This window comes from Pseudomonas sp. B12(2026) (assembly GCF_057767015.1).
The window spans coordinates 3,780,799-3,804,639 of record NZ_CM173430.1; the positions used below are offsets into that span (position 1 = coordinate 3,780,799).

Sequence of the window (23,841 nt, forward strand, 5' to 3'; positions counted from 1 at the left end):
AAGCCGACAGAAATATCCCCCGCTAGCATGGTCGCGATGACTTCCGCTATGTGTGCAAGACCCGAATCGATCATCCGCTTTGACGCATCCTCCCGATGCACCGGCATTGAATCCCTCCCTCCCAGGCACCGGCTCGCGACGCGACGGCCGTGGGGCGTCCTGTTGCAACGACTTGCCTGGCTCCTGCTGCTGGTGTCCTGGCCGGCGTTCGCGACGACGGCGCTCAGTCCCGATGAGCGGGCCTGGCTGCGCGCGCACCCCAACGTGCTGGTGGGTACCTTCCGCGATGCCCCCCTGCCGTTCGGCGTCCAGCCCGACAAGGTGCAGGAGGGGCTGGCGGCGGCCTATTGGCGGGAGGTGGCGCAACGCCTGGGGGTGCGCACCACGGTGAAGGTGTACCCCGACCGGCAGATGCTGTGGAACGCGACCGTGCGCGGCGAGGTGGACGTGATGCCGACGGTCATGGCCGACCTGGCCGATCGCGAGAGCCTGCTCTACAGCAAGCCTTACCTGGAGGTGACGCCGGTGATCGCCACGCGCAAGGGCGACCGGCGCATCCGCTACCCGGACGACCTGCGCCACCGGCGCGTTGCCGCCGTGGTCCACACGCCCGTCGCCCTGGCCCTGCAGGAGCAGATGCCGGAGATAGACACCGTGCCGGTGGCGGACATCGCCACGGCGCTGCGCAGGCTGGAAACCGGCCAGGTCGACGCCCTCGCGATCAATCCCTATATCCTGAGCAGCTACCTGGGCCGCAACGGTGCCGCGAACATCCAGGTGGTGGGGCCGGCGGCCCTGTCCATCTCGCCGATCAGCTTTGGCATTTCCCGCAACCGCCCCCTGCTGGCGAGCGCCATCGACAAGGCGCTCGCGGATGTCCCGGCCGAGACGCAGAGCGAAATCCGCGCGCAATGGCTGCAGAAGTACCCGCCCCTGCCGCAGCTGGACACCGGCCTGGCGCTGTCCGACAGCGAACGCGCGTGGTTGAAGACCCTGCCACCGCTGCGCGTGGTCAGCGGCGAAAGCTATCCGCCGTTCTCCTTCCTCGGCCGGCTCGGCCAGCCCAGCGGATTGGGCGAGGACTATTTCAACTACGTCACCGAGCAACTCGGCCTGCAGGTGGAGCGGGTGCGCCAGCCGTTGCTCAGGCAGATGCTGGACAGCGCCAGGGGCGGCGACGTGGACCTCGTCACGCTGGTGACGCCGTCGCCCGAGCGCGCGAACTACCTGGCCTTCAGCCGCCCGTACCTGAGCCTGCCCATCGTGATCGTGACCCGCCAGGGCGCGGAAAATGTCACCAACCTGCAAAGCCTGTCGCGGGCCAGGATCGCCGCGATGCTGGCATCCGAGCCGACGCAGGAGATTCTGCAGCAGGTACCGGAGGCGAGGCTCACCGACGTCGACGACATTGCCGATGGCATGGAGAAGGTCGCCAACGGCGAGGTGGATGCGTTCATCGGCAACATCGCGGCGGTGGACCGGCAGATCAGGGAGCGCTTTCCGGGCATCCTGAAGGTCACCGCGCCGACCGGCTACAGCGAGGACCTGGCGATCGGCGTCAGCCTGCGCTACGCCCCGCTGGTGCCGCTGATCAACCGCGCGCTGGCGAACATGCCCTCGCAACGCCAGGAGCTGATCCGCAACACCTGGAACCCGGTGCATTACAGCTACGGCGTGAGCTGGCGCACGGTGGCCCAGCGGCTGGCGCCGATCGCGGCCGCCATCCTGCTGGGAATCGCGGCGCTGCTCTGGGCCCATCTGCGCACGCGCCAGGAAGTCCTGCGGCGGCGGCAGGTCGAGAAGCGGCTGGATGACCAGCTCAGCTTCCAGCGCGCGCTGATGGAGACCGTGCCCTATCCGCTGGTGGCCAAGGACAGCCAGCAACGCTACATCGCCATCAACGAAGCCTACGAGGCGACCATGGACATTCCGCGCGAGCGCCTGCTCGGGCGGACCACGCGCGAGGCGGACCTCTATGCGCCGCTGCTGACCGAGCGCTTCGAAACGATGAGCCGGGAAGCCCTGGCAACCGGTCGCAGCTTCCAGCTGGACTTGCAGTACCACGACGGCCAGGGCCGCGTGCGTGACGGCCGCTACTGGCTCAAGCCCTTCCAGCTCGCGGACGGTTCGCCCGGCGGCGTGGTGATCACCCTGGTCGACATCACCGATATCCGCGCCTCGGAAGCCCGGGCGCACGCCTCCGAGCAGCGCCTGCTGGACATCACCGAGTCGCTGCCGCTCACGGTCTTCCAGGCCGAGCTGAGCGCCGACGGCGCGACGCATTTCACCTATGTGGCCGGCGAAGGGGCCGACATGAAGGCCATCGGGCTGTCGCGGGAATTCAACGACGAGGACCAGCGACGCCTGGCCGGAATGCTCGACGAGCCGGGCCGGCAGGCGCTGAAACAGGCCAAGGCGCAACTGCACGAGGCGAAGGGGCCGTTCCACGTCGAGCTGCGTGTGCAGAGGGACGGCGAGGAGCGCTGGATGCGCTGCCGCTCCGGCATGCCGCGGCGCAAGGCCGATGGCGCTATCGTCGTGAGCGGCTACTGGAAGAATGTCACCGTCGAGCGCGCCCAGGCCCAGGCCCTGGCCGACGCCAAGGAAACCGCCGAGGACGCGGCGCAGGCCAAGGCCGACTTCCTGGCCACGATGAGCCACGAAATCCGCACGCCGATGGCCAGCGTGCTCGGCATGCTGGAATTGCTGGAGGGAACGCCGCTGTCCGGCGAGCAGCGGCACATGCTGGGCACGGTGGAAAGCTCGGCGGAAGTGCTGCTGCAGGTGATCGACGACATTCTGGATTTCTCCAAGATCGAGGCCGGCCGGCTGTCCATCGAACGCATGCCGATGGACCTGCGCGTGCAGGCCGACAAGGTGCTCTGCATCGTGGCCCGGCAGGCGCAACAGAAAGGCCTGTGCCTGCGCGTGCAGGTGGATGCGGCGCTGGCCACGCGCCTGTATGGCGATGCGCTGAGGCTGCGGCAGATTCTGCTCAACCTGCTGAACAACGCGATCAAGTTCACCGAGCGCGGGTCCATCGGCGTCCGCATCGAGGTGCTCGATGACGCGCCCGATGCGCAGCGGGTGCGCCTGAGCGTCAGCGATACCGGCATCGGCATCTCGCCGGAACAGCAGCAGCGCCTGTTCCATCCGTTCCATCAGGCGGAGTCGTCGACCACCCGCCGGTTCGGCGGCACCGGCCTGGGCCTGGCGATCTGCCAGCGACTGGCGCAACTGATGGGCGGCTCGCTGGCGCTGCGCAGCGAGCCGGGCCAGGGCACCGAAATCAGTCTGACGGTCACCCTCGGCGTGGAGCGGCGCCACGACCCGCTGCCGGCGCTGCTGGGGCGGCGCGCGCTGGTCGCCACCCGCTGCGACGACGATGCCCGAAGCCTCGCCAGTTATCTGCAGGTGCTCGGCCTGACCGTGCAGTGCGTCGAGCCGGACGGGCTGTCCGCCGCCGGCGTGCGCGACAGCGGCGCCGATATGCTGTTTGCCGACGAATCGGCATTGCCGCCCGAGGGGCTCGATCTCTCCTGTGCCGTCGTGGCACTGGGCGAGGCGGTATTGCCAGCGGGGGCGGACCTGGGTTCCCAGCCTGCGCGGCTGAGCCTCTCCCCGCTGTCGTGGGAAACCTTGTCCATCGTGACCCACGCCGCCCTGAACGTACTGCAGGTGGCCAGTGCTCCGCTCGCCACGGCACATCCGACAGCCACCCAGGCCATGCCGCTCTCGCGTGAAGACGCCCTGCGCGTGGGTCAACTGATCCTGGTAGCCGAAGACCACCCGGCCAACCGCGACCTCATCGGGCGCCAGCTCCATCAGCTCGGCTACGCCTGCGACGTGGTCAACGATGGCGTCGAGGCCATCCAGGCCTTGGCCCAAACCGACTACGCCCTGGTGATCACCGACTGCCACATGCCGCGCCTGGATGGCTACAGCCTCAGCCGCCGCATTCGCGAAATGGAACAGGGCGGCGACCGCCACCTGCCCATCATCGCCCTCACGGCGGGCGCGCTGCACGAGCAGCGGGAGGTCTGCCTGCAGGCCGGCATGGACGACTACCTGACCAAGCCGCTCCGGCTGAACGCCCTGCGCGAGGCGCTACGGCGCTGGCTGCCCGCCGCCGGCGCGGCCGCGTGCCCGCTCGACCTGGAGATGCTGCGCGAAACCTACGGCTCCCAAGACAACGTGGCCCGCGTGATCGACATTCTGGCCAGCACCGCCAGCGAGGACGCGGACAGGCTCGAAGCCGCGCTGGAAAGCGCGGACGGCGAGGCAATGGCCCGGCTCATCCATCGCATCGGCGGGGCCGTGGCGATGGTCAGCGCGGAACCGCTGATCTCCGCCGCGCGCCAGCTGGAGCAATCGCTGCACGAGGGGAGCGGCGATATCGATCACGCGGGCACGACAGCCTTCATCGCTCAAGTGCGCGAGCTGGCGAGGACGCTGCGGCGCACCAGCGAGGCGCTTCAAGAGCCGCGCTGACAATGCCTTGGGTTGTCCTCCAGGCGAGTGAAGGACGGATTGCCTCTCGCTGCTGGCGGCCAGTCGATGGCGTCGGGTGAGTTGCACAGGCACGCCATTTTCAACAGTCAAACGGCCCCTGAATTCAGCCAGAAATACGGGGCTGACTCCGACCATCCTGAATCGCCCCGGCGCAGGCTCCGAGACGCGCTACCAGCGCAACAGGCGCGGGCCGAGGGCCGCGCCGAGCAGGGTCGGCAGGAGCATGCCCAGCAGGTACCAGACGCCCCAGAACGGCACGCCCATTTCCGGGCAGTGCAGGCAATAGGCAAGGGTGGCAGTGGCGCCGGCGAGCAGGCCGCCGGCAGCGCCGGCCTGGCGCAGGTGGGTGGGGGCAAGGCCGCGCAGGGCCCAGAACACGGCGAGGAAGGCTGGCACCGAGAGCAGGCCGATGTTCAGCGCGCAGGTGCGCCAGGTGCGGCCAAGGATCAGGTCGGCGCGGGCCTCCGGCGCTGCGCCGGCAAGGGTGATGGCCGCGCCCAGCCAGACCAGCAGCAGGGGCAGGCCGAGCAGCGTCCAGGCGGCGCCGCCGCGTACGCCCGGCCGAGCCAGGCGCTGGTTGAGCCAGAGGGCGAGCAAGGCCAGGCTGCCGGGCAGCGCGACCTTGGCCCAGAACAGCGGCGTGCGTGCCACCTCGGCGAGGTCGGCGCGCACGCCGTACAGCGTCGCCGTCAGCAGCAGCGCGCCAAGGGCGCCACCGAGCAGGGCAAGGCCCAGGCGGCGCGCCAGGGCATGGCGCTCCACGGGGCCTTCGCCGCTGGCGAGCAGGCTGATCAGTTCATCGGTGTTCATCGTTTCGCTTACCTCGAATCATCCCGGCCAGCGCCTTCAGGCCACGGTGGATGCCAACCTTGACCGCCGAACTGGACAGCCCGGTGAGACGCGCGGTCTCCTCCACCGACAGTCCCTCCAGCTTCACGTGGACGATCGGCAGGCGCTGGCGCTCGGGCAGGCGCTGCAGCAGCCTGCCCAGGTCGCGGCGGGCCTGCGCGGGCTCCTCGTCGCCCTCGGCGAACAGGTCGCCGTCGTCGTCCAGCGGATCGTGCAGCGCATCGCGGCGGGCGAAGGCGCGGAAGTGGTCGGCCAGCTTGTAGCGGGCAATGGCCTGCACCCAGGCGGTCAGCGGCTGGTCGGCGCGGTAGGTGTGGCGGGCGTTGTGGACCGCCAGCAGGACTTCCTGCAGCAGGTCCTCGACTTCGTCGGGGCGCCGTTCCAGGCGGCGCCGCAGGAAGCCGCGCAGGTGGATCGCCAGGGCCGCGAGGAATTCGCGATAGGCCGCCGCGTCACCCGCCATGCCGCGCAGCAGCAGGGCCTGCAACTGCGCTTCGCGCGCGTTCAACGCGTCCTCTCGGGTAGTTCGTTGCATCGGCCGCCTGGGTTACATCCGTGAGGAAAATTTCTGTTCCGGCTCGCCCTCGTTGCAGCGGGGCTGCGTGAAAAACGACTGCGCGTAATTACGTTAGCGGGGGCGAGTGGGAAAGCTCAAAAAAATTTTCAGCGGCCTGTAACCGCCTCCATCCGGCGCACGAATTACTCCACGAGCCCGGCAGATCGCCGCGGCCTTCCAACCCTTGTGGAGACGACATCATGAAAAGCCTCACCCTCGCCACCGCCGCCCTTGCCCTCGCCGCCCTGGCGGGCGCTGCCCTGGCGGATGACACGAAGACTCCGGCCGGCGGCGCTGCCATGGAGAAGTGCTACGGCGTGGCCATGGCCGGCAAGAACGACTGCAAGGCCGGCGCCGGCACCACCTGCGCGGGCAGCGCCAAGAAGGACTACGACGGCATGCACTGGAAGAACGTCCCGGCCGGCACCTGCACCAAGATCAAGACGCCCAACGGCATGGGTTCGCTGACCCCGATGAAGTCCTGACAGGGAGGCGCCGGCCATGTCTGCGTACAACCGAATGGGCGCCGGGCTGGGGCTGAAGGCCGAGCATTACGCCGAGGCCTGGGCGTGCGACGCCGAGGGCCTGTGGTTCGAGGTCCATCCGGAGAACTACATGGTCGGCGGCCCTCGCCGCGCCTGGCTGGAGCGGATGGCCGGGCGCCATCCGCTGTCGCTGCACGGCGTCTCGCTGTCGCTGGCGGCGGACGCCCCGCCCGATGCGGAACACCTGCAACGCCTGCGTGCGCTGGCGGACCTGGTCGAACCGGCGCTGGTCTCCGAGCACCTGGCCTGGTCCGCCTGGCGCGGCCAGTACCACCCGGACCTGCTGCCCTTCCCGCGCACCGACGAGGCGCTGGCGCGCATCGCCGACAATATCCAGCGCACCCAGGACGCCCTGGGCCGGCGCATCGCCATAGAGAACCCGAGCCACTACCTGCGCCTGGACGGCCACGACTGGGACGAGATCGACTTCCTCGCCGAGCTGGTGCGCCGCAGCGGCTGCGCACTGCTGCTGGACGTCAACAACGTCCACGTCAGCGCCCACAACCTCGGCTTCAGCGCCGCCGCCTACCTGGAGCGGGTGCCTGCCGAGGCCATCGCCGAGGTTCACCTGGCCGGGCACAGCCACGACGAAGCCGGCGAGCTGCTGATCGACTCCCACGACGCGGCCATCGCGGAACCGGTCTGGGCGCTCTACCAGCGCCTGATCCAGCGCATCGGGCCTCGGCCGACGCTGATCGAGCGGGACGACCGCATCCCGGCGTTCGGCGAACTGCTGGCCGAGCGCGAGATCGCCCAGGCCACCTTGAATCTTGCGGGAGGACAGCCATGAAACTCTCCCTCGGCCAGTTCCAGGACGCCTTCATCGACGCCCTCTACCAGCGCCCCGCCCCCGAGCTGGACGCGCTGACTGCGCAGGCGGCCTTCGCCGTCTACCGCAACACGGTGCTCAAGGGCTGCGTCGATGCCCTCTGCGACAACTACCCCAGCGTCGAGCGGCTGGTCGGCACGCCGTGGATGCGCGCCGCCGCGGCCGAATACGCCTGGCGTTCGCCGCCGACCGATGCACGCCTGGCGCGCTACGGCGCGGCGTTTCCGGCCTTTCTCGCCGACCTGGAAAGCGCGCGCGAACTGCCGTACCTGGCCGACGTGGCGCGGCTGGATCGCGACTGGCTGGAAGTCTTCTGCGCCCCCGCCGAGCCGAGCCTGGAACTGACCTCCTTGCTGGGCATGACCGCCAGCGATCTCGGCGGGCTCAATCTGCGGCCATGTCGCGCGGTGCGCTGGCGCTGGTTCGAGACGCAGCCGGTGTACAGCCTCTGGCATTGCAGCCGCGAAGGCCTGGACTGGCCGGAGGAACTGCCGTGGATCGGCGAGGGCGCGCTGCTGGTCGCCGGCCCCGAGGGGGTCGTCGGGCTGCCGCTGGAGAAAGGCGGCTGCGTCTTCCTCGATGCCTGCGTCGCCGGCCACACCCTGGACCAGGCCTCGGCGCTGGCGCTGCAGGCTCAGCCCGATCTCGACTTCACCGACCTGCTCGGCCGTCTGCTGCATGCCGGTGTCTTCCGTCCCTTCTGCCTCGATTGAAGGAGCCTGCCATGGACATTGCGCATCCATCCCCCTCCTCCCCCCGCCGGTTCTGGAACCACCTGGCCAACGGCCTGCAGCGTTGCCTTGGCGACGCCTTCCTGTACCTGGTGGCACGGCTCGGGATCGCCTCGGTGTTCTTCATGTCCGGGCGGACCAAGGTCGAGGGCCTGCTGAGCATCACCCCGAGCACCTACGACCTGTTCCAGACCGAATACGCGCTGCCGCTGATCCCGCCCTACCTCGCGGCGCACCTGGCGACCTACGCCGAACACCTGTTCCCGCTCCTGCTGGTGCTCGGCCTGTTCACCCGCCTGTCGGCGCTGGCGCTGCTGGGCATGACCACGGTGATCGAGGTCTTCGTCTACCCGGACGCCTGGCCCACTCATCTGTCATGGGCCGGCCTGCTCCTGCTGCTGATCGGCCGGGGCGCCGGCGCCTGGTCGCTGGACCGCCTGCTACGGATTGGCTGAGGGCTGCGCGCAGTCCGGTAGCCGCGCGCATCCATGTGGAGAACCCGGTCCTGAGCGCGGCACGGATCGCGGAACTGCCCGGCTATGCGGACACGCTTCGAATCGAGGCGCCCTTTCCTGTCTGGCAGGCGCCATTCAGCGGAACAACTGGGCCCCCAAAAGCCCGGCGCAGGGCCGGGCTGGAACGCATCAGGAGAAATGCGCAGGGGATCAGCTCATGCCCAACCAGTCGGGCAGGACCAGGGATATCCAGGGCACGTACGTGACCAGGATGAGGAAGGCCAGCAGGACCATCAGCCAGGGCATGGCCGCGCGGATGGTCGACGTCAGCGGCATGCCGGTCACCGCGGACGTGACGAACAGGTTGAGCCCCACTGGCGGGGTCACCAGCCCTATCTCCAGGTTGACCACCATGATGATGCCGAGATGGATGGGATCGATGCCCAGCTTCATGGCGATGGGGAAGAGGATCGGCGCCAGGATCAGGATGATCGCCGAGGGTTCCATGAAGGCCCCGGCGATCAGCAGCACAATGTTCACCACCAGCAGGAAGGTCACCGGGGTCAGGCCGGCGTCGATCACCCAGGCGGTGATCTGTTGCGGCAGCTGTTCGGTGGTCAGCACATGGGCGAAAAGCATGGCGTTGGCGATGATGAACATCAGCATGATCGACAGCTTGCCGGACTCCAGCAGCACCTTGGGTGCTTCGCTCAACTTCATGTCCCGGTAGACGAACAGGGCGATGAAGGCCGAGTACACCGCCGCCACCGCGGCGGCTTCGGTGGGGGTAAACATGCCGGAGTAGATGCCGCCGAGGATGATCAGCATCAGCAGCAGACCCCAGATGGCCTTGCGCCCGGCGGTAAGCCATTCGCCGAAGGTGGCCCGGGGCAGAGAGGGCAGGTTCTTTTTCACCGCGATCGCGTAGATCGCCACCATCAACACCACGCCGAGCAGGGTCCCCGGCACTACGCCAGCCATGAACAGTTTACCCACCGAGGTTTCGGTTGCGGCCGCGTAGACGACCATCACGATGGACGGCGGGATCAGGATGCCCAGGGTGCCGGCATTGCAAACGATGCCGGCGCCGAAAGCCTGCGGGTAACCGGAGCGCACCATGCCGGCGATGGCAATCGAGCCGACGGCGGCAACCGTGGCCGGGCTGGAGCCGGACAGCGCTGCGAAGAGCATGCAGGCCAGCACGGCGGCGATCGCCAGGCCGCCACGGATATGCCCGACGCAGGCGTTGGCAAAGTCGATCAGGCGACGTGCCACGCCCCCGGTTGTCATGAAGGCGCCCGCCAGCAGGAAGAACGGGATCGCCAGCAAGGTGTAGTGCTCGGAGGTCTCGAACAGCTTGATCGCCAGGGAGCGCACCGAGTCCGGGCTGAACAGGATGATGGTCATGGAACCGGCCAGGCCCAGGGAGATGGCGATGGGCACGCCGATGAACATCAGCAGGAACAGCAGGAAGAAGAGGAACAGGACGGTCATTTCGCGTCTTCCTTGTGCGGATTGTCATCATGCTCGGTGAGTTTCAGCACCTCGGCAGCTTCGTCCGCGAGGCCCAGGCCGGTCTGCCGGCCCTTGATGATGCGCACGAGGATCTCGGCGAAGCGGATGAACACCAGGGTGAAGCCGAGCGGCAGGATCAGGCCTATATGCCACTGCTGCACGCCGAAGTGGCCCAGGTCTTCGGCACCGATGGCCGCTGTGAAGAGGGTCTGCACCCATTCGAAGCTCGCCACCGCCATGAGGCCGGCGTAGCCCAGGCTACAGAGACAGGCGACGCCCCCGATGATCCGCTGGATGTGACGCGGAGCCAGCTTGACCAGTGCGTCGACGCCGATGTGTCCGGCGGTACGCACGCCATAGGCCAGGCCGAAGAAGATCAGCCAGGCGAACAGCGCCCTGGTCAGGGCGTTGCTCCAGGTCATGGCCTGGGCCATGGCAAGGATGGCGTCACCAATGGCAAACAGCGTGTCGCTAGCGGCCGTCCAGCGATCGGCCAGGTTGTAGAACAGGGTGTAGAGGTTGTTGAGGACGACGTAGACGAAGGTCACCAGCGTCATGGCCGCCAGGAGGAAGGCGATGAAGCCTTCCTCGAAGTGGTCCCAGATGCGCCGCAGGGCATTCATGGATGGCATCTCCCGATGGCAGAAACGTCGTGGGGCCGAGGGGGCGGAAAACCGCCCCCTCGGACGAGCGTCTTACTGGGCCTGGTTGGCGGCTTCGGCAGCCTTGATCAGGTCGGGGCCGATCTCGGCTTCGAACTTCTTCCACACCGGCTTCATGGCTTCACGCCACTCATTGCGCTGCTCGGGGGTCAGCTCGATGATCTCGCTGGTCTTGGCGTCGATGATGCGCTGCTTGTCACCCTGGTTCAGGGCTTCGGCCTGCTTGTTCACCTCGCTGGTCACTTCCTGGACGATTTTCTCCAGTTCGGACCGCACGTCAGGCGGCAGGCCATTCCAGAACTTGGTGTTGGTGATCAGCATGTAGTCGAGCACGCCATGATTGGACTCGGTGATGTACTTCTGCACCTCGTGCATCTTCTGCGAGTAGATGTTCGACCAAGGGTTCTCGGCGCCGTTGACCACGCCGGTCTGCAGGCCCTGGTAGACCTCCGCGAAGCTCATCTTGCGCGGGTTGGCGCGTACGGCCTTGAACTGCTCTTCGAGCACGGCGGAGGCTTGCACGCGGAACTTCAGGCCACGGGCGTCCTTGGGTTCGCGCAGGGGCTTGTTCGCCGACAGCTGCTTCATGCCGTTGTGCCAGTAACCCAGGCCGGTGATGTTCTTGCTCTCCATGGACTTGAGCAGGGCCTGGCCTTCCGGGCTGTGCTGGAAGCGATCCACCGCCTGGATGTCGTTGAACAGGAACGGCAAATCGAACAATTGCAGTTGCTTGGTGTACTGCTCGAACTTGGCCAGGGACGGCGCGATCAGTTGTACGTCACCGAGCAGCAGTGCCTCCATTTCCTTGCCATCGCCGAAGAGCGAGGAGTTTGGATAAACCTCGACCTTCACCTTTCCGGGCAGGCGTTCCTCGACGAGCTTCTTGAACAGCAGTGCGCCTTGTCCCTTGGGCGTGTGTTCAGCCACTACGTGCGAGAACTTGATCACGATGGGGTCTGCGGCCTGTGCCAGGCCGGCAACGCCCAGCGCGAGAGCACAGATGAGCGCTTTCAGAGCAGGTTTGAACATTGATGCGTCCTCTTGTTGTTCTTGGTCGGATGCGGGCAGGCGTGATGCAGCCCAAGTGAAGCAACAAGAAGGAGTCTAGGTGGCAACCGCGAATCGGGCGGGCGGATCGTGAAAGCGAGGCCAGGATTGTTCTTGCTGTCTCGCTTGGTGGGCAGAGGGCAAGCACCGTGCCGGCATGCTGTAAGTCAGAGCTTTCGCCGGGGGAGAGGGTGATTTTGGCCAGTCACCGTTCGGAATGGGTGACGGAGACGGGGGCACGCTAGAGAAGGACTACCGGCGAGACCACGAGGATGTGGTTTGGTCGGATGCTGTTCCTGGCCTGGATATCAGTGAAATCGCCCGATAGCTTCGCGCACATTTTGCGCCAGTTTTGTGCGACGCCAGAAATGAAAACGGCCCAAGCACGTAAGTACTTGAGCCGCTTATCAAAATTTGGTCGGGACGGAGTGATTCGAACACTCGACCCCTTGCACCCCATGTAGAAGGCGACATTCATGTAACCAATTGATTTAGCTTAAAAATTCCGCCCACACTGGACACCGGAAGCCCCCACACTTCACCGCTTCGCAAAACGTAGCCATGCGGGCTCCAGGGGAGGTTTTGCGCAGTTCTCGACAGTAGCCCGCCCAGCCACATCGGCTTGCATTACTGCTACAACCTTCCGCCGCCCAAGACGGGCGCTCCTACTCCGGCCAGACTCTGGCCAACCATCCCCATACCCATTCATTCAACCCTTCAACGCCGGTAATGCCGGCGGCGCTTTCATGCGCCCGAAAAAAGGAGGTTCCTCTAATGGAACGACGTAAGCCGTCAAACCCTACCCAGCTCCACGTCGGCGCAGCACGCGTTGCCGAGGTCGCGACCAGAGCCACGTCGGTGGCCTATCACACCAAACGACAGTGCAAGCCGACTGACTTCATCAGAGAGCTGATCGATCGGTATGCCGCTCGTCTGGAAACCGAATTGGTGACCGAAGCCACGAACCCTCAGCAGGCTGACCAAGCTGGACAGGCAGCCGCATCCGAGCCCCAGCCAGGAGACTGACATGGCACTCGCCACCAGCGCCCTCCTGGCCCTGGCCGCGCAATGTGCTCCCGCTGTCGCTCCTGAAACGCTCCAACTCCTTGTCTCCCATGAATCCGCCCTGAATCCCTACAGCGTTGCTGTGGTGGGGGAGGCTCTGCCACGTCCGCCGCAAAGTCTGGACGAGGCCCTGGTCATGGCGCGCAAGGCGGTGGACGCGGGACAGAGCATCAGCGTCGGCCTGGGCCAGATCAACAGCCAGCACTTCAACGCCCACGACCCGCAGGAGCTGGCCAAGGTGTTCGAGCCCTGCCGGAACCTGCAGCTGACGGAGTTCTTCCTGCAGGACTGCTATGCCCGCGCCCTGGATGTCGATCCGGATGCACAGGGCGCTTTGCGCAAGGCCCTGTCCTGCTACTACAGCGGGAATTTCACCACCGGCTTCAAGCCAGAACCCGCGTTCGGCAATACCAGCTACGTCGACCGCGTTCTGGCCCGCGCGGATCTGCCATCCGTTCCAGCCCCTGACAACACCTCCCTGCCACCGGCGCCCACGGCTCCGGCGGCTGCCCCTGCTCCACCACCACTACCGACCTACGAGCGCTGGGACGTTCTGCGCCAGTTCCCGCGCTTCCACTCGGCTTCGCAGCCGACGGCGCAGACCCAATCCAATCCCCATGAGGAAACACTCAATGCTGAAGCAACTGATGAAAGCCACCCTTAACGCCCTGGTGCGCGTCGAGGCTTACCGCAAGCAATTGGTCGTTCTGGTAGCGACCGCCCTCTTCCCACTGTTTGCCCATGCTGACTGGTACCAGACCCTCAATGACGAGGCGAAGAAGATCCAGACAGGCCTGTATCTGCTGGCCGGTACCGTATTCCTGATCGGGATCATCGTCGGCGGGATGCGCTGGATCATCGCTCGGAACACCGGCGACCACTCCTTCGGCTTCATGGACTTTGCTATGAACTTCGGCATCGGTGCCTTGGTCGGCGGAGCCATCGCCGGCGGCACTTATGCGTGGCAGTTCTTCGGCGGCACGATGGGCTGAAGGTAATCGCCCATGAGTGACGAGAAGAGACTGTCGCTCAGGACCTGGAATGGAAGAAACCGGCCAGCGCTGTTTTGGGGGGTACCAATCATGCCCTTCATCGGTCTCCTGGCTGGTGCCTTCGTTTCCTTCGGTCTAGGAGCATTGGCGTTCTCATGGTGGGTGGGAGCGCTTCTGGCGCTTCCCTTCCTTCTCCTGATGTTCGCCTTCTACTTCGTCAGCGCCCTTGATGACCGCTACTCGCGGCGAGTGGTGTTTGCCATTCGCCGGCTGCTGCTGAACCTGCGGTACGGCAAGGGCCTGATGCTCGCCCCACAGAATCCGAAATGGAGTCAGTTCTATGGCAAGCGCTTCGCAATCCGCCGTCATGTCTCCCGAGGTGATGACCCCGATTCTGGGGTACCCCGTCCATGAGCACATGGTGACGCTGCAGCCGAATCGGCTGCTGAGCTTGATACGCCTTAAGGGCATTTCCCACGAAACCACTGACAAGGCCACTCTGGACGCACAGTTCGAGCGGTTGAATCGGTACCTGCTGGCCCTTGGCAAGAAGGAAGGCGCCAGTCTGATGCTGCAGGCCTACATCACAAAGACTGGCCTGACGCTGGATACGCAGTACCGCATGCCGCTTTCCTCTCTGCAGGAGTTTGTGGACGCCTATACCAAGCCTTTCCGTACGGGTGCCTACAGGCAGGTCGGCTACACCCTGGCGTTGATCCTGCGTTACAGCGATCTGGACGATGGGATCAAGCGCATGGATGACCTGCTGATGGTTTCCAAAACCATGCTGGCGGACTACGACCCCGCGTTCATGGGGCTGGAGGAAAGGGCGATCAGCTCAATCTATTCGCAGATCGGTCGTTTCTATAGCCAGGTGTTCAACGGCGCCGAGCAAGACATCGCCTGCAGCGATACGCGCCTTGGCGACGCGGTCATCGACAGCGTCACCAACTTCGAAGCCTATGACTACGTGCAGAACCGCCCGAACCGGGGCGGCAAGCGCTTCGCCTCAACCTACGACCTGCGCAGTCTGCCCAATGGCGGCAGCTTTCCCGGGATGTGGGACGAAGCCGTCGAGCAGCAGCTGGATTTCACTCTGGTCCAGACGTTCCTGTTCGAGGATCGGAACAAGGCAAAGCGCGCGATCAATAAGCAGATGGCGGATCTGGCCTCGGTGGAAAGAGAGAGCAAGCAGACTCGTGAGCTGGAGGAGGCGCTCGAGGGCATTACCTTGGGTGAACTGGCTTTCGGCAACTACCACGCCGCGCTGATTGTGTATGGGGATACGCCAGACGAGGCCATCGAGAACGGCGCGAAAATGGAGTCGATCTTCAGCATCCATGACACGTCGTTCGTGCGCTCGACCATCACGAACATTTTCACCTGGTATGCGCAGTTCCCTGCGTACGTGAGGGACGTTGTCTACCCCTTGTCGGCGTCCACCGAGAACCTGGCCTGCACCTTCAGTCTGCACGCTACGCCAACCGGCAAAGCGAAGGGCAATCCCGTTGGCGATGGCACTGCGTTGATGCCAACCAGGACCCTCAAGGACGGGATGTTCCTGCTCAATGCGCACGATAGCCCTTCAGGGCAGAACAACCTTGGCGAGAAGCTGCCGGGGCACATGACGTTCACCGGAATGACCGGCGCCGGCAAGACCACCGCGGAGGCGATGGTGCTGACGTTCTTCAGCCGCTTTGATCCGATGATCTTTGCGATCGACTACAACCGGTCGCTGGAGAATCTGCTGCGGGCACTTGGTACCAAGTACTTCGCCATCGAGCCCATGCAACCAACGGGGATCAACCCGTTCCAGCTTCCGGACTCACCTCGCCTGCGGCAGTTCCTGTACGAGACGGTGGTGACCTGCGCCGGGGGCGTCGATAAGTGCACCCAGGACGAGGAGCGGCAGATTCAGGATTCGATTGCGGCCGTCATGGCTCACTCGACTATTGAGAACCGCGGCATGTCGTTGCTGCTTCAGAACATCCCACCGGTCGGCCCCAATTGCCTGTACTCGCGGTTGCAGAAGTGGTCATCGGCGAGGAATGGGCCGTACGGATGGGTACTGGACTCCCCACGCAATCAGTTCAACCCGCAGGCCTACCGTCGCCTGGCGTTCGATTGCACGAACGTTCTGAAGAAGCAGTTTGTCGAGAAGAACCCGGCGGCGATCGAGGTCCTGCTGAACACGCTGTTTTTCCTGAAGCGCACGATGCATGAGCACCAGCCAGGAAGCCTGCTGCTGAACGTGGTAGCGGAGTATTGGATTCCGCTGTCGTTCGAGAGCACCGCTGAGGCGATCAAGGAGATCCTGAAGGCGGGCCGAACTCGCGGCGAGATTCTGATCATGGATACGCAATCGCCAGAGGATGCTTCCGCTACGCCGTATGCCCCAGCCGTGGTGCAACAGACCATCACGACCGCCTGGCTGGCCAATACGAAGGCAGACCGGGATGAGTACGCGAAGTTTGGCATTCAGGGGAAGGTGTTCGATGTGGTGAAGGCTCAGCATCCCCAGGAGCGCGGCATGGTCATTGTGCAGGGGCACCAGGCGGTCCAGCTGAATATGGATCTCCCGGGTGAGCTGAAGTACTGGCTCCCGCTGCTGTCGACGACGTCGGAAAACGCTGCCATCGCCGAGCAAATCCGCAAGACGCTGGGCACGGAAGATCCCGAGATGTGGGTACCGGCATTGCTGGAGGCTTGTCGAACTGAGCCGACCAGTCTTTCCGCGACTCTCCGCGGTGAGTTAGGTACGGACCTGCCATCGTTGTGGGTGCCAGCTTTTCTGGCTGCCCGGCATCACAACGAAGCCCTCTCCCCCACCTGACTGTTGCCCCCCGAGATTCATCAGGCCTGGCTCTCTGAGTCAGGCCTTCTGATGGGTCGAATCCAAAGAAAATTATCGATTTCGATAATTTCACTTGCTGAGCTTATCGATTCCGATAAAACTATTCAACACGGAAATCTACCGATGAAAGCTGTGGAATTTCTGGCGGACTCTCTCGCTCGCCTGCGCGATTTTCCGCTCCCCGTCCGGCGCGCCGCGGGATTTCAGTTGGACCGGATACAGCACGGTCTGGAGCCCGATGACTGGAAGCCGATGGTCGCCATAGGAGTGGGCGTTCGTGAAATCCGAATTCGCGAGGAGTCCGGGGCCTTTCGTGTGATCTACCTGGCGACGCTGCCGGATGCCGTGTATGTACTTCACGCCTTCCAGAAGAAGACCCAGGCCACACCTAAGGCAGATATCGATCTCGCGGCGGCACGCCTCCGCGCACTGCTGAGGAGAAAGAAATGATCGACAGCCAACGCTTCGACAATGTGTGGGACGCCATTGAAGACACGCCCGAGCAGGCCGCGAACATGCGACTTCGTTCAGAGCTGCTGATGGCCATCATCGAGCGGGTCAACAGCTGGGAAGGTACGGCCACCGAACGTGCTCGCCGTTTGGGTATCACGTCTCCGCGCTACAGCAATCTGAAGTGCGGCAAGATCGATGCCTTCAGCCTGGATGCCCTGGTGGTTCTGGCTGACGCGGCAGGCCTCGCGGTCGGCTGGTCGATCAGCGCCAAGGTGGCTTGATCGCTCCATTGCCGCGTCTTGCTACGCCCCTTAGAGGATATACCGAAGCCCTCCCCCAACGCTGCGTCATCCCCCTTCTCTCGCATTAAACGCTGCCGGTGCTAACCGTTCGTACTGTCACAGCGGTCTGAATCTCACCCCCATGTGAGAACGTCCCGCCAAGCCCTTTCCGGGCTTGGCGTTAACTTCTGAGGAATTCCAAATGATGAAAACGCTTCGCGCGTTGGCACTCGCCTGCGCGTCACTTTTTGCGATCCAGCTGACTCAAGCCAGCGGCATTCCCACTGTCGATGCCGCGAATCTCGCGCAGATGCTCCTCGATGCGCAGGCCCAGGCGCAGCAGGCCCTAGATGCGCTGAACACCGCCAAGGACGGCATTGCCCAGGCCAAGGCGCAGTACGAGGACTACAAGAGCATCGCTACCGGGAACGATCAGCTCGGGGAGTTTCTTGATGACCCTGCACTGAACCGTCTCTTGCCCATGGGTGAGTGGTCGGAAATGTACGACAACGTAAAGGACATTGGGGGACTGCGAGAAAGGTATGGGCTGATATCCAAGAACAAGGACGTTCAGACAAAGTTCGACGAGCTGCTGGCTGTAGCTGGGGCCCTGGAAGCCAATTACGACGCCAGTACCGAGCGAGTGAAAAACGCCGAAAAGCTTCGGCAAAAGCTCGACGAGGTACAGACCCCACAGCAGAAAGAGGACCTCAACCTGCGTTACCAGCAGGAGCTTCTCGAACTGCAGAACCAGCAGCTGCGTCTCGCCAACATGAAGTACCTGGACGAACAGAAGGCGGTCATCACGGATCGCAAGGAACGGTTCAAATTCAGCGAAAGCTTGAGGGCGAGACGATCACTTTCTAATGACTGAGGAACGAGCAATCCATGAAAAAGATATCTCTGATCGCCACATTGGTCTGCGCCGCTCTGTTCAGCCTGAGCGGCTGCAAGGAAGCTGGTGACGAATTCGTTGGGAAATGGGATCGGGTTGAGAAAAAGATTCCGGGCAAAGACGACGTCATCGAAATCACCCGTGAGGATGGCGTTTTCCACATAACGCTAAAACATTGGTCACCGTTCCGAGGAATGCACGGCGACTACGTGATTAACAAGGCCCAGGCAAAAGCCGAGTCGAAAAATGTTCTTGCGGTAATTGGAGGAGGTCTAACTATTGGAAACCCGACCTTCTCAATTGAGAACGACAGTCTCTACACCGCTCAAGGTGAAGAATACAAGCGAATAAAATAGAGAGATTTCGAATGGCTGGCAATATCAATATCACCCTGGGCCACCAGATCTTCGACTTTATAGATACTGCGCTAAAAAGCACCTTAACCAATGGAACAGCCAAGGTCATGCTTGGATTGGCTGCACTATTCGGCACGCTTTGGACACTCCAGCTAACCGCTAAAAGCCTGGTATGGATTTGGCAGGGCATGGGCGTTGCGGTGCAGGAGCTGGTGGTTTCAGTCATCAAGATGGCTGCCATCGTCTCCTGTGCATTTAACGTTGGGTGGTATATGTCCATTGTTGTCCCGCTAGTCGGAGACTTCCCTGTCTGGCTAGGGTCACAGCTCACTAGCGGCTCTGATGGTCAGGTCAACTCAATAGACAATCTCATAAATTCTTTCGCCAATGCTGTAGTCAATGTATACGACAGCATGGAATTTTCACTTTCCATTGAAACATTACAGGGAATAACAATTATCATCCTGATGCTACTGGGCGGGATTCCGTTCCTTTCGCTAGCCGTGGGAACCTTGGTGGTGCTAAAGGTTTCAACCACGCTACTACTGGTATTGGGACCATTATTCATTGCGTTTCTTTTGTTTGACTCGACCCGTCAATGGTTCTGGGGCTGGGTAGCAACGCTGAGCGGATTTATGCTCACGCAAATATTCTTCTCGGTTGTCATTGCGCTTCAGATCAGCTTCATCAATACGAACATCATTCCTGGAGGCAAGATCCAAAATGATTGGGTGGGGGCATTCTCCATACTGCTTGTCTTCAACGCCTTTACCTTTGTTGCGACTGCGCTCCCGAACATTGCCGCGTCGGTAATGGGCGGAGGGGCTGTGCCAACCAGCAGCTCGGGAGGGCTGCTGGGTAAAACCATGGGGGCAGCGACTGGCATCGGTGTAGCCAAGAAGATGGCTGCATTCTTTGCTGCAAGCCGGCTGCTCAACCGCAACAGGATCAGCTAGTCCCGCTTTACCTCCCTCCTCGTCTCCGTTCCTTCGGCTTCGGCCGTATCTCCTTCGAATAGGTAACCCACATGAACCGCAAACCCATCTGCATGGGCGTGCTGCTTTGTGCTGCCTGGCTTTCAGGCTGCAGCAGCTCGCCACCGCAACTCAAAGAACCTTCCGGCCCTTGGGTCGATGTGAATCCCGCACCCCGTCAGCCACTGCAGGAGGGCTCAAATGCTCAAGCGAAGAAATAAATCGCAGATGTTGGACCATGAGCAGAAGATCGCTTACGCCAGCACCGGGCCAGTGGATGGCGAGACGTCTCGCGCCATCCTGTCTTTCACCCAGGCTGCCCGGGTCTTCGAATCCAGCGTTGCCGCAGGTGAACGGCGCAAGGCATCCACCTGGCGTTGGATCGCTCTCTTCTGCATGGCGCTGACGTTAATGGCCATCGGGGCAGTGCTCGGACTGACGCCGCTGAAGCAGGTTGAGCCCTATCTGATTCGCGTCGATAGCAATACCGGCTTCACGGACATCGTGGAACCGCTGAGGAACGCGCCAAACCCTGAGCGAGTGCAGGAGGAGGCGTATGTGGCCAACTACATCAAGCTACGTGAGTCCTACAGCTTCGCGGACCAGAGAGATCGTTATGCGCTGGTCAAGCTGATGTCCTACGACGGCACTTTCGGCGAGTACAAGAACTTCCAGCTCTCCAGCAAGGGATACACCGAGGTGCTGGCTGACAAGCAGCAGCTGCGGGTGAGGATCAACAATATCACTTCGATGCCTGACATTCCTGGAGCGAAGTACCGCAGCTACCAGGTGCGCTACACGAAGACCCCCTTGGATGCCCAGGGGCAGCCCTTGCAGGGGCTGGACCCAACGACGTGGTTGGTCAGCATCAGCTTTGACTACAAGAACCCACCGAAGACCCGCGAGCAACGCTGGTTGAATCCGATGGGCTTCGGTGTAGCCGCTTATTCGCAGGCGCAGGAGGTCAGGAGATGAGAGGGATAGCAGTGTCTCTGGGGATCGCGTTGGTCGCTTGGATGCCGTTTGTTCCGGCCGAGACGATGGGGCGAGGGAGTTTCGTGGACGCGCGCATACAGACGGCTTTGTATAGCCCTGACGATGTCTATCGCGTTCAGGTGACAGTGGGGCGTACAGCACTCGTGCAGCTGCCCTACGACGAGTCGGTGAACAGTGAGCAGGGGTTGATGACGACGGGCGATCCAGCTGCCTGGGCGCTCGGTGTTAATCAAAGCGGCAACCTCATCGCGATCAAACCAACGACCGCGGATGAGCCCAATACCAACCTGATCATCAACACGAACCGCAGGACCTATGTCCTGGAGCTGAAGCTGGTGCGCAAGGTGGCTGATTCGACCTATGTGCTGCGTTTCCAGTATCCCGAGGACAAGAAGATGTCCTCGGTTCCTTCGCGCACTTACAACGGAAATCCCTGTGATGGTGCACGGCAGAACCGCGCCTATCAGAAGCAAGGGGACATGGCTCTGTCGCCGTCGGAGATGTGGGACAACGGCACTTTTACTTGCCTGCGATTTGCTGCCAGCACGCCGCGACCGGTGATCTACCAGTTGCTGCCAGACGGAACCGAGACCGTGACCAATGCCCGAACGGTCGACAACATTCTGGTCGTGCATGGCGTGAGCACTGATTTCCGACTGCGCCTCAATGACCAGGTCCTGGCACTCCGGACTCGCCAGGTGGGTAGCTCTTTCAACTACAGCGGTACGACGACCGGGCAGCAGCGGGAGGTGAAACGTGAAGAGTCGAAGTGAAGCGCCCGGACAGGAAAATCTGATCGAGCCTCCCGAGAGCGAACTGGCCCGCGGATCCTTCGACCTGCGAGTTAAACGCGCAAAGAAACCAGGGCAGATGAAGTTCTATCTGATGCTGTCGGGGCTGTTGCTCGTGGTGTTGGTGGGGCTGGTTACGGTGTGGTCGATTGTGTTGGGCAGTGCGACATCCAAAGACGATGTGGATGAGTCGAAGGCCGTTTTTGATGCTGCCTTGCAACGCGATGAAGCCGCCGACGATAGCTTGAGCAAGATCCAGGAGCGCAAACGGCTGCAGATGCTGAAAGAGCAAACGGAGAAGGCAGAACAAGAAAGGTTGGCCAGAGCGGAGCAAGAGCCTAAGACCGAAATCTCGCAAGCCTCGAGTACGGACCACGGTATGACGCCAGCGAGCAGGCCACAGGTGCAAAGTCAGTCCCAAAAGACTGCCAGCGATAAACCATCGGCCGCACAGCGGCGATTGGCGGGTGGTGTGGTCGCATTGTCAGCAGCATCCGGAAGAGGCTCCTCAACTGCTGCGAATGCTGACGAAGAGCCGCAGGATGAGCCGGCGCCTGGCTCAAGTGATTCAGCGAGCTTGAGCAAGCTCGGGGGCACTCGCTTTGCCAGTACCAAGGCCAAGCTCGCACCCGACGGCACCTACCTGCTGGCCCACAACACCTACGCACGCTGTGCGCTGTACACGGAGATCGTCACGGATAACCCGGCGCTGATCGAATGCCGCCTGACAGATCCGCTGTATTCGGCAAACGGGAAGACGGTGTTGGCCGAGGCCGGAGCGCGTTTGTTCGGCGAGCAGCGCGCCAAGGTCTCCCAGGGCCAGCAGCGCGTGTTCACGGCGTGGACGGAGATGGAGGCGAACAACGGTTCCGACCACCCTGTCCGTGTGCGGTTGGACAGCCTCGGCGCGGGCCCGATGGGTGCCAGCGGGACTCAGGCCTGGATCGACAACCATTGGGGCGAGCGCGTCGGTGGTGCATTGATGCTGTCGATGTTCCAGGACGTGATGGCGGGCATCTCGAACAAGGCCTCGCAGGGCAATCAGGACGGCTTCACGGTGAACAACACCACGGACAGCTCCGAGAGCATGGGCGAGAAGGTGTTGGACAGCACGGTGAACATCCCGCCGACGGCCTACATCCTGCCGGGTACGGTGCTGACGGTGATCGTCGCCCGGGATATCGACTTCTCCCCCGTCTACCTGAACCGCTGAGGTGAAACATGCATACGAATGACACACCAACTCTTGGTGCGGACTCGCTGCTGCGCGACTTCATGCTGCAAACCGGGGTGGCTGAACGCCTGGCAAGGCCTGGTGTAACCGAGGTCGCTATTAACCGGCCGGGCGAGATCTGGACGGACTCGTCGGCCGGTTGGCAGATGGAGGAGCTGCCGCTGCTGAGTGAATTGCGCTGCCGGCAACTGGCGAACAGCATGGCCGCGTATGTGCACCGTCCCCTGACTCCGGAGACGCCCATACAGACGTTGGAGCTTCCTGACGGGGAGCGTGCCTTGGTAGTGGTGCCGCCGGCCTGCGAGAAGGGGACGTATTCGTTCACGATCCGCAAGCCGTCAGTGGATCGATTTGCCTTGGGTGAATACGTGCGCGGCGGGCGCTTCTCCCAAACGCGAGCGGTGTCGTCGTCCAGCGTCGAGCTGGAGGCCTGGCAGCTCGCGATGAAGTCTGCGCACCGGGATGAGAGCTGGGATGCCTTCTTTCGAATGGCCATCGAACACCGGCAAAACATCATCATCTTTGGTGGGCCTGGGTCGGGGAAGACGACCTTTGCCAAGGCGTTGATTGACCTCTACCCCGCAGAGCGACGGCTGATCACGATCGAGGAGATCAACGAGCTGCAGCTGCCGCTGCACCCCAACCATGTCCACCTGTTGTACGGCGGACGCGTACGGCCAAAGGAGCTGGTGGCAGCGACGCTTCGAATGAAGCCGGATCATCTGTTCCTGGCGGAGCTGACGGGCGATGAAGCCTGGCACTTCATGGAGATCCTCAACACCGGCAACCCGGGCACCGTTACCACGGCGCACGCGAACGACAGCCTGTCGGGCTTCGCCCGGATCGCCGGCCTGGTCAAGCAGTCGGTGGTGGGCCAGGGCCTGGAGATGGATTACATCCAGCGCGAGGTGCGGACCTCCTTCGATGTCGTGGTGTACATGGAGCGCAAGCAGATCCTGGAGGTGCATTACGAGCCCGAGGCGAAGCTGGCGTTGCTCAACAGCAAGAGCGGGAGGGGCGCATGAAGTTCGTGCTGATCTGCCTCGGGGTGTTCCTGCTGCTCATGATCGTGATGGGGATCCTGGTCGCGGTTTCGATCAAGAACGCAGCGGCCCGCAACCTGCACGGCAACGCCCGCTTCGCCAGCAACCGCGAGCTGCAGGCCTACGAGTATCGCGGCGACTACGACTGAGCTTTCCCCTCCTCTCATTTTCGCGCCCGCGAAAAATCCACCGCCGCCATGTCGGCA

Annotated in this window: 25 protein-coding genes; 20 read left to right on the plus strand and 5 right to left on the minus strand. The window is 63.1% G+C overall.

The features are described from left to right. The first annotated feature begins 162 nt into the window (after positions 1-162). A complete protein-coding gene (locus tag AC3B6A_RS17480) occupies positions 163-4,491 on the plus strand; it encodes an ATP-binding protein (RefSeq protein WP_488398470.1) in 4,329 nt (1,442 codons plus the stop codon). 189 nt (positions 4,492-4,680) lie between these two features. Here the strand turns inward: AC3B6A_RS17480 and AC3B6A_RS17485 are convergent, their stop codons facing one another. Both AC3B6A_RS17485 and AC3B6A_RS17490 read right to left on the minus strand, forming a co-directional pair. Further along, positions 4,681-5,322, minus strand: coding sequence for a DUF1109 domain-containing protein (locus tag AC3B6A_RS17485; protein ID WP_488398471.1), 642 nt, complete (start codon positions 5,320-5,322; stop codon positions 4,681-4,683). Beyond that, the gene (locus tag AC3B6A_RS17490; protein ID WP_488398472.1) at positions 5,309-5,896 is read right to left on the minus strand and encodes a sigma-70 family RNA polymerase sigma factor; all 588 of its coding nucleotides are present in this window, start codon (positions 5,894-5,896) and stop codon (positions 5,309-5,311) included. The genes AC3B6A_RS17485 and AC3B6A_RS17490 overlap by 14 nt, the downstream gene beginning before the upstream one ends. Before the next feature lie 221 nt (positions 5,897-6,117). Here AC3B6A_RS17490 and AC3B6A_RS17495 point away from each other — a divergent pair, with 221 nt between their 5' ends. Genes AC3B6A_RS17495 through AC3B6A_RS17510 form a run of 4 tightly spaced genes read left to right on the plus strand, consistent with a single transcriptional unit; the run spans position 6,118 to position 8,477 of the window. Next, a complete protein-coding gene (locus tag AC3B6A_RS17495) occupies positions 6,118-6,402 on the plus strand; it encodes a BufA1 family periplasmic bufferin-type metallophore (RefSeq protein ID WP_488398473.1) in 285 nt (94 codons plus the stop codon). 16 nt (positions 6,403-6,418) lie between these two features. Further along, positions 6,419-7,252, plus strand: coding sequence for an MNIO family bufferin maturase (gene bufB, locus AC3B6A_RS17500; protein WP_488398474.1), 834 nt, complete (start codon positions 6,419-6,421; stop codon positions 7,250-7,252). Continuing rightward, on the plus strand, positions 7,249-8,004 hold the full coding sequence (locus AC3B6A_RS17505) for an HvfC/BufC family peptide modification chaperone (RefSeq protein ID WP_488398475.1): 756 nt from the start codon (positions 7,249-7,251) through the stop codon (positions 8,002-8,004). Before bufB ends, AC3B6A_RS17505 begins: the two co-directional genes overlap by 4 nt. A gap of 11 nt (positions 8,005-8,015) precedes the next feature. After that, entirely contained in the window at positions 8,016-8,477 is a 462-nt protein-coding gene (locus AC3B6A_RS17510; RefSeq protein ID WP_488398476.1) for a DoxX family protein, read from the plus strand. Between the two features lie 210 nt (positions 8,478-8,687). Here the strand turns inward: AC3B6A_RS17510 and dctM are convergent, their stop codons facing one another. The 3 genes from dctM to dctP all read right to left on the minus strand — a co-directional run bounded on the left by dctM (position 8,688) and on the right by dctP (position 11,683). After that, positions 8,688-9,971, minus strand: a complete 1,284-nt coding sequence (gene dctM, locus AC3B6A_RS17515) for a C4-dicarboxylate TRAP transporter large permease protein DctM (RefSeq protein WP_488398477.1) — start codon at positions 9,969-9,971, stop codon at positions 8,688-8,690. Then, positions 9,968-10,615: a TRAP transporter small permease gene (locus tag AC3B6A_RS17520; protein ID WP_488398478.1), complete on the minus strand. Its 648-nt coding sequence runs from the start codon at positions 10,613-10,615 to the stop codon at positions 9,968-9,970. The genes dctM and AC3B6A_RS17520 overlap by 4 nt, the downstream gene beginning before the upstream one ends. A gap of 72 nt (positions 10,616-10,687) precedes the next feature. Continuing rightward, entirely contained in the window at positions 10,688-11,683 is a 996-nt protein-coding gene (gene dctP, locus AC3B6A_RS17525) for a C4-dicarboxylate TRAP substrate-binding protein DctP (RefSeq protein ID WP_488398479.1), read from the minus strand. A 792-nt stretch (positions 11,684-12,475) separates the two neighbouring features. Between dctP and AC3B6A_RS17530 the strand changes: the two genes are divergently transcribed. The 15 genes from AC3B6A_RS17530 (at position 12,476) to AC3B6A_RS17600 (ending at position 23,784) form a co-directional block, all read left to right on the plus strand. After that, the gene (locus AC3B6A_RS17530; RefSeq protein ID WP_488398480.1) at positions 12,476-12,727 is read left to right on the plus strand and encodes a hypothetical protein; all 252 of its coding nucleotides are present in this window, start codon (positions 12,476-12,478) and stop codon (positions 12,725-12,727) included. Between the two features lies 1 nt (position 12,728). Beyond that, on the plus strand, positions 12,729-13,430 hold the full coding sequence (locus tag AC3B6A_RS17535) for a lytic transglycosylase domain-containing protein (RefSeq protein ID WP_488398481.1): 702 nt from the start codon (positions 12,729-12,731) through the stop codon (positions 13,428-13,430). Continuing rightward, positions 13,399-13,758 (plus strand): conjugal transfer protein, encoded by a 360-nt coding sequence (locus tag AC3B6A_RS17540; protein WP_488398482.1) that lies wholly within the window; start codon positions 13,399-13,401, stop codon positions 13,756-13,758. The genes AC3B6A_RS17535 and AC3B6A_RS17540 overlap by 32 nt, the downstream gene beginning before the upstream one ends. A 12-nt stretch (positions 13,759-13,770) precedes the next feature. Further along, positions 13,771-14,172, plus strand: a complete 402-nt coding sequence (locus AC3B6A_RS17545) for a VirB3 family type IV secretion system protein (RefSeq protein WP_488398483.1) — start codon at positions 13,771-13,773, stop codon at positions 14,170-14,172. Beyond that, positions 14,099-16,591, plus strand: coding sequence for a VirB4 family type IV secretion system protein (locus AC3B6A_RS17550; RefSeq protein ID WP_488398484.1), 2,493 nt, complete (start codon positions 14,099-14,101; stop codon positions 16,589-16,591). The genes AC3B6A_RS17545 and AC3B6A_RS17550 overlap by 74 nt, the downstream gene beginning before the upstream one ends. A gap of 144 nt (positions 16,592-16,735) precedes the next feature. Continuing rightward, a complete protein-coding gene (locus tag AC3B6A_RS17555) occupies positions 16,736-17,062 on the plus strand; it encodes a type II toxin-antitoxin system RelE/ParE family toxin (protein WP_488403629.1) in 327 nt (108 codons plus the stop codon). Beyond that, complete coding sequence (locus tag AC3B6A_RS17560) at positions 17,059-17,346, plus strand: helix-turn-helix domain-containing protein (protein WP_488398485.1); 288 nt, start codon at positions 17,059-17,061, stop codon at positions 17,344-17,346. Before AC3B6A_RS17555 ends, AC3B6A_RS17560 begins: the two co-directional genes overlap by 4 nt. Positions 17,347-17,548: 202 nt before the next feature. Continuing rightward, positions 17,549-18,220, plus strand: coding sequence for a P-type DNA transfer protein VirB5 (gene virB5 / locus AC3B6A_RS17565; RefSeq protein WP_488398486.1), 672 nt, complete (start codon positions 17,549-17,551; stop codon positions 18,218-18,220). Between the two features lie 14 nt (positions 18,221-18,234). Further along, positions 18,235-18,597, plus strand: coding sequence for a hypothetical protein (locus AC3B6A_RS17570; RefSeq protein WP_488398487.1), 363 nt, complete (start codon positions 18,235-18,237; stop codon positions 18,595-18,597). A gap of 11 nt (positions 18,598-18,608) precedes the next feature. Beyond that, positions 18,609-19,553: a TrbL/VirB6 family protein gene (locus tag AC3B6A_RS17575; RefSeq protein WP_488398488.1), complete on the plus strand. Its 945-nt coding sequence runs from the start codon at positions 18,609-18,611 to the stop codon at positions 19,551-19,553. Between the two features lie 219 nt (positions 19,554-19,772). Further along, positions 19,773-20,546, plus strand: coding sequence for a VirB8 family type IV secretion system protein (locus AC3B6A_RS17580; RefSeq protein WP_488398489.1), 774 nt, complete (start codon positions 19,773-19,775; stop codon positions 20,544-20,546). Further along, positions 20,543-21,340 carry a TrbG/VirB9 family P-type conjugative transfer protein gene (locus AC3B6A_RS17585; protein ID WP_488398490.1) on the plus strand — a complete coding sequence of 266 codons (798 nt, stop codon included), beginning with the start codon at positions 20,543-20,545 and terminating at the stop codon, positions 21,338-21,340. Before AC3B6A_RS17580 ends, AC3B6A_RS17585 begins: the two co-directional genes overlap by 4 nt. Next, a complete protein-coding gene (locus AC3B6A_RS17590) occupies positions 21,324-22,571 on the plus strand; it encodes a TraB/TrbI/VirB10 family type IV secretion system protein (protein WP_488398491.1) in 1,248 nt (415 codons plus the stop codon). Before AC3B6A_RS17585 ends, AC3B6A_RS17590 begins: the two co-directional genes overlap by 17 nt. 8 nt (positions 22,572-22,579) lie before the next feature. Further along, positions 22,580-23,617, plus strand: coding sequence for a P-type DNA transfer ATPase VirB11 (virB11, locus tag AC3B6A_RS17595; RefSeq protein WP_488398492.1), 1,038 nt, complete (start codon positions 22,580-22,582; stop codon positions 23,615-23,617). After that, positions 23,614-23,784, plus strand: coding sequence for a hypothetical protein (locus AC3B6A_RS17600; RefSeq protein WP_488398493.1), 171 nt, complete (start codon positions 23,614-23,616; stop codon positions 23,782-23,784). The genes virB11 and AC3B6A_RS17600 overlap by 4 nt, the downstream gene beginning before the upstream one ends. Positions 23,785-23,841 lie beyond the last annotated feature (57 nt).

Bases quoted from the DNA above. Each gene is read 5' to 3' on its own strand.
- AC3B6A_RS17485 (WP_488398471.1), bottom strand. From the start codon at position 5,322: ATGAACACCGATGAACTGATCAGCCTGCTCGCCAGCGGCGAAGGCCCC.
- AC3B6A_RS17490 (WP_488398472.1), bottom strand. From the start codon at position 5,896: ATGCAACGAACTACCCGAGAGGACGCGTTGAACGCGCGCGAAGCGCAG.
- AC3B6A_RS17495 (WP_488398473.1), top strand. From the start codon at position 6,118: ATGAAAAGCCTCACCCTCGCCACCGCCGCCCTTGCCCTCGCCGCCCTG.
- bufB (WP_488398474.1), top strand. From the start codon at position 6,419: ATGTCTGCGTACAACCGAATGGGCGCCGGGCTGGGGCTGAAGGCCGAG.
- AC3B6A_RS17505 (WP_488398475.1), top strand. From the start codon at position 7,249: ATGAAACTCTCCCTCGGCCAGTTCCAGGACGCCTTCATCGACGCCCTC.
- AC3B6A_RS17510 (WP_488398476.1), top strand. From the start codon at position 8,016: ATGGACATTGCGCATCCATCCCCCTCCTCCCCCCGCCGGTTCTGGAAC.
- dctM (WP_488398477.1), bottom strand. From the start codon at position 9,971: ATGACCGTCCTGTTCCTCTTCTTCCTGCTGTTCCTGCTGATGTTCATC.
- AC3B6A_RS17520 (WP_488398478.1), bottom strand. From the start codon at position 10,615: ATGAATGCCCTGCGGCGCATCTGGGACCACTTCGAGGAAGGCTTCATC.
- dctP (WP_488398479.1), bottom strand. From the start codon at position 11,683: ATGTTCAAACCTGCTCTGAAAGCGCTCATCTGTGCTCTCGCGCTGGGC.
- AC3B6A_RS17530 (WP_488398480.1), top strand. From the start codon at position 12,476: ATGGAACGACGTAAGCCGTCAAACCCTACCCAGCTCCACGTCGGCGCA.
- AC3B6A_RS17535 (WP_488398481.1), top strand. From the start codon at position 12,729: ATGGCACTCGCCACCAGCGCCCTCCTGGCCCTGGCCGCGCAATGTGCT.
- AC3B6A_RS17540 (WP_488398482.1), top strand. From the start codon at position 13,399: ATGCTGAAGCAACTGATGAAAGCCACCCTTAACGCCCTGGTGCGCGTC.
- AC3B6A_RS17545 (WP_488398483.1), top strand. From the start codon at position 13,771: ATGAGTGACGAGAAGAGACTGTCGCTCAGGACCTGGAATGGAAGAAAC.
- AC3B6A_RS17550 (WP_488398484.1), top strand. From the start codon at position 14,099: ATGGCAAGCGCTTCGCAATCCGCCGTCATGTCTCCCGAGGTGATGACC.
- AC3B6A_RS17555 (WP_488403629.1), top strand. From the start codon at position 16,736: ATGAAAGCTGTGGAATTTCTGGCGGACTCTCTCGCTCGCCTGCGCGAT.
- AC3B6A_RS17560 (WP_488398485.1), top strand. From the start codon at position 17,059: ATGATCGACAGCCAACGCTTCGACAATGTGTGGGACGCCATTGAAGAC.
- virB5 (WP_488398486.1), top strand. From the start codon at position 17,549: ATGATGAAAACGCTTCGCGCGTTGGCACTCGCCTGCGCGTCACTTTTT.
- AC3B6A_RS17570 (WP_488398487.1), top strand. From the start codon at position 18,235: ATGAAAAAGATATCTCTGATCGCCACATTGGTCTGCGCCGCTCTGTTC.
- AC3B6A_RS17575 (WP_488398488.1), top strand. From the start codon at position 18,609: ATGGCTGGCAATATCAATATCACCCTGGGCCACCAGATCTTCGACTTT.
- AC3B6A_RS17580 (WP_488398489.1), top strand. From the start codon at position 19,773: ATGCTCAAGCGAAGAAATAAATCGCAGATGTTGGACCATGAGCAGAAG.
- AC3B6A_RS17585 (WP_488398490.1), top strand. From the start codon at position 20,543: ATGAGAGGGATAGCAGTGTCTCTGGGGATCGCGTTGGTCGCTTGGATG.
- virB11 (WP_488398492.1), top strand. From the start codon at position 22,580: ATGCATACGAATGACACACCAACTCTTGGTGCGGACTCGCTGCTGCGC.
- AC3B6A_RS17600 (WP_488398493.1), top strand. From the start codon at position 23,614: ATGAAGTTCGTGCTGATCTGCCTCGGGGTGTTCCTGCTGCTCATGATC.